This window comes from Oleiphilus sp. HI0061 (assembly GCF_001635675.1).
This window is the reverse complement of the sequence record NZ_LWFE01001408.1, coordinates 1-2,619: the sequence shown is the minus strand read 5'-3', so window position 1 is coordinate 2,619 and position 2,619 is coordinate 1. Positions and strand designations below refer to the sequence as shown.

The 2,619-nt window shown below is 46.6% G+C and carries 3 protein-coding genes; 2 read left to right on the top strand and 1 reads right to left on the bottom strand.

Annotated features, from left to right (window positions below):
• A partial coding sequence (locus A3735_RS22260) for a polyprenyl synthetase family protein (protein ID WP_197485976.1) occupies window positions 1–441 on the top strand: 441 nt, incomplete at its 5' end.
• A gap of 65 nt (window positions 442–506) precedes the next feature.
• Window positions 507–2,018 carry a wax ester/triacylglycerol synthase family O-acyltransferase gene (locus A3735_RS22255; RefSeq protein ID WP_068511387.1) on the top strand — a complete coding sequence of 504 codons (1,512 nt, stop codon included), beginning with the start codon at window positions 507–509 and terminating at the stop codon, window positions 2,016–2,018.
• 49 nt (window positions 2,019–2,067) lie between these two features.
• Here A3735_RS22255 and A3735_RS22250 read toward each other — a convergent pair.
• Window positions 2,068–2,619: DUF2057 family protein (locus A3735_RS22250; RefSeq protein ID WP_068638667.1), on the bottom strand; the 552-nt coding region annotated here is incomplete at its 5' end.

Here is a 2,619-nt window from a genome sequence, read left to right as displayed (position 1 = left end):
GCAGCGTCTCACTCTTCAGCTCTGCTTGCAAACGCAAGTACTGAGCAACAAGAAGCCTTAAAGGAATACGGCCTGCAGCTAGGCTTAGCATTCCAGCTGGTTGACGACATGCTGGATTACATTGGCGACGCCGAGACAATGGGCAAGAATGTCGGCGATGACCTGGCCGAGGGCAAACCAACCTTGCCGCTGATCTACACTATGAAAAACGGCAGTGAAGAAGAGCGAGTTCTAATTCGTAAAGCCATCCGTAATGGTGACGCAAGCCAGCTCGATGCAATCTGTATCGCTGTACAAAATAGTGGCGCGCTAGATTACACTAAAAAGCAGGCTGATCTAGCTTATCAAAAAGCATGCGACTGCCTAGGTATTCTTCCAGGCAGCGTTTATAAAGAAGCACTTGCTGGGCTGGCAAAGCTTGCAGTCCAGAGAGACAAATAAGTTATTCCATCGCACAAAGCTTCGATATACTATAAACATTAAAAGTATAAACATGAGCCTGATGAATGCAGCAGCTGTCCGAACTTGATTCTTCGTTTTTATATCTGGAAACCGAACACACCCCTCTCCACGTAGGTGGTGTTTTCGTATTCCAGCGCCCTAAAGGCGACAACACACTTGATTTTGAGCACTTTCAACGTGTACTCCAGTCAAAACTCGGGAATGAACCATTCTTTCGTGAGCGCTTAGTCGAATACCCTCTCAATCTAGACCTACCCGTCTGGACTGACGACCCGGACTTTGACGCCGCCCGACATATCAGCCACGACAAATTAAGCCAGAAAGAAACGCTACTCAATAGCGCAGCCGACTTTTTTAGTGCGCCGCTCGACCGGACTCGCCCTCTTTGGGAAGCTAGATATATTGAGGATTTGCAAGTTGACCCAAGCAAAAGCTACGAGCAAGAACACTTCGCTCTTCTGCTGAAGGTTCACATCACAGCTATTGACGGAGTAAGTGGTGAAGATATTCTAAGCCAGTTAGTTCATGTCAGCCCTGAAGTGACAAAACCTGAATCAGATCAAGACTGGACACCAACCCCTCTGCCCGACACAGGTTCCTGGCTAGGTGCAGCCTATAACAACGTATTTAATATTCCGGCAAAACTCACTTTACTGGCAAAAGACACGGCTGCCTCGGTATTTTACTCCGTTATCACCGAGCGCCTTTCCTCTCTCAACCTTCCATCTAGTCTGATGAAGGTTGCCGACACACCAATGAATCAAAAGATCAGCAAGTCTCGTGCGATCGAGAATATAGAGATTCCTCTCAATCAAGTAAGGTCGATTAAGAAAGGCCTTGGCTCAGTCACAACAAATGACGTTGTCATGGGGATCTGCGCCGAAGCCATTGCCAGCTATCTTAGAGATATGGAAGCCGAGTCCGAATCAGACCTTATTGCGCTAGCACCGATATCTGTTCGCTCAACAAGCCTCGACGTTAAGTCCGGAAACCAGCTAGCCGCCACATTATTCTCACTTGCTAGCACAGAGCAGGACCCGATAAAGCGAATTTGCATGATTCACAAGGCAGCAACCTTGGAAAATCACTACGACTCAGCAATATCAGCCAGCCACTTGACCGAACTCGTTCCCTCTTGCATTGCGGGACTGTCTGCACGAGTTTATTCTGAGTTTCTACTGGCACAGAAACATAAGCCGATGTTCAATTTACCGATCATTAACATTCCTGGCCCTCAATTCCCGCTCTACTTTGAAAATGCAGAATTAACACAATTTATTAGCACTGCGCCTTTATTTGACGGTATTGGTTTAGCACTGATGATTGTGAGTTATAACGGCAATTACAGTGTCACCTGCACCTACAACCCTGAAGCACTGTCCCTTAAGCAACCCTTTGAAAAATACTTTCAGACAGCGATAGAAACGATTCTAAGTAGCGAAACAGAAATACCAGATTGCACCGATATTGATCTGAGTGAGCCAAATACAAACAAGACTGGTTTTATCGAAGATGTTGCCGGCTTAGTCAGCAACATCTTTTGCGTAGGAAAATAGCGGCAAGCTGTAGAGCCAGCTCTTCGACCTAAGCCGACTTAGCGCTTTTTTACTCCTGAAACGCCCAAACCAAAAAGGCTTTTCTATCTTCAGTGCTAGTCTTCCCCCAAAGCTCTTTCAGCGAGACCAGACTGGAAGCAGCTTCACTTTTTGACTCACTCAAGCCTGAGTCGGCGCCAGTCACCTTCCCGGATACGAAAACCTTCTGATTAGCCGAGCTCTTCTCGGTATAGGGGACTGAAACAGCAAGCTCCTGCCCCACCTTATCAACAAGCGATGCAGAGAAGTTTGAAGCCAAGCTACGAGCCTCTCTGATATTATCCGCTTCGGCATATACAAAGTTATATGACTCCCCTGCCAGAGCATTAAACTCGAGCATCACTAACTGTGACTCGGTTTTCTCTGACCTACTATTTCCATTTGTCTGAGGACCAGGCTTCGCCCAGATACTTTCGTACTTGAATACAAGCTGGTTAAGACCGGCTCTCAGGCCATATTTTGTTTCAATATTACTTAACAGATAAGTAGGAACCTCTCGCCCATTAACAGAAATCAGACTTATATTTTCTGGAGCAAGCACTACCGCTAACTGATCCTGAGG

Bases quoted from the DNA above. Each gene is read 5' to 3' on its own strand.
- A3735_RS22255 (WP_068511387.1), top strand. From the start codon at position 507: ATGCAGCAGCTGTCCGAACTTGATTCTTCGTTTTTATATCTGGAAACC.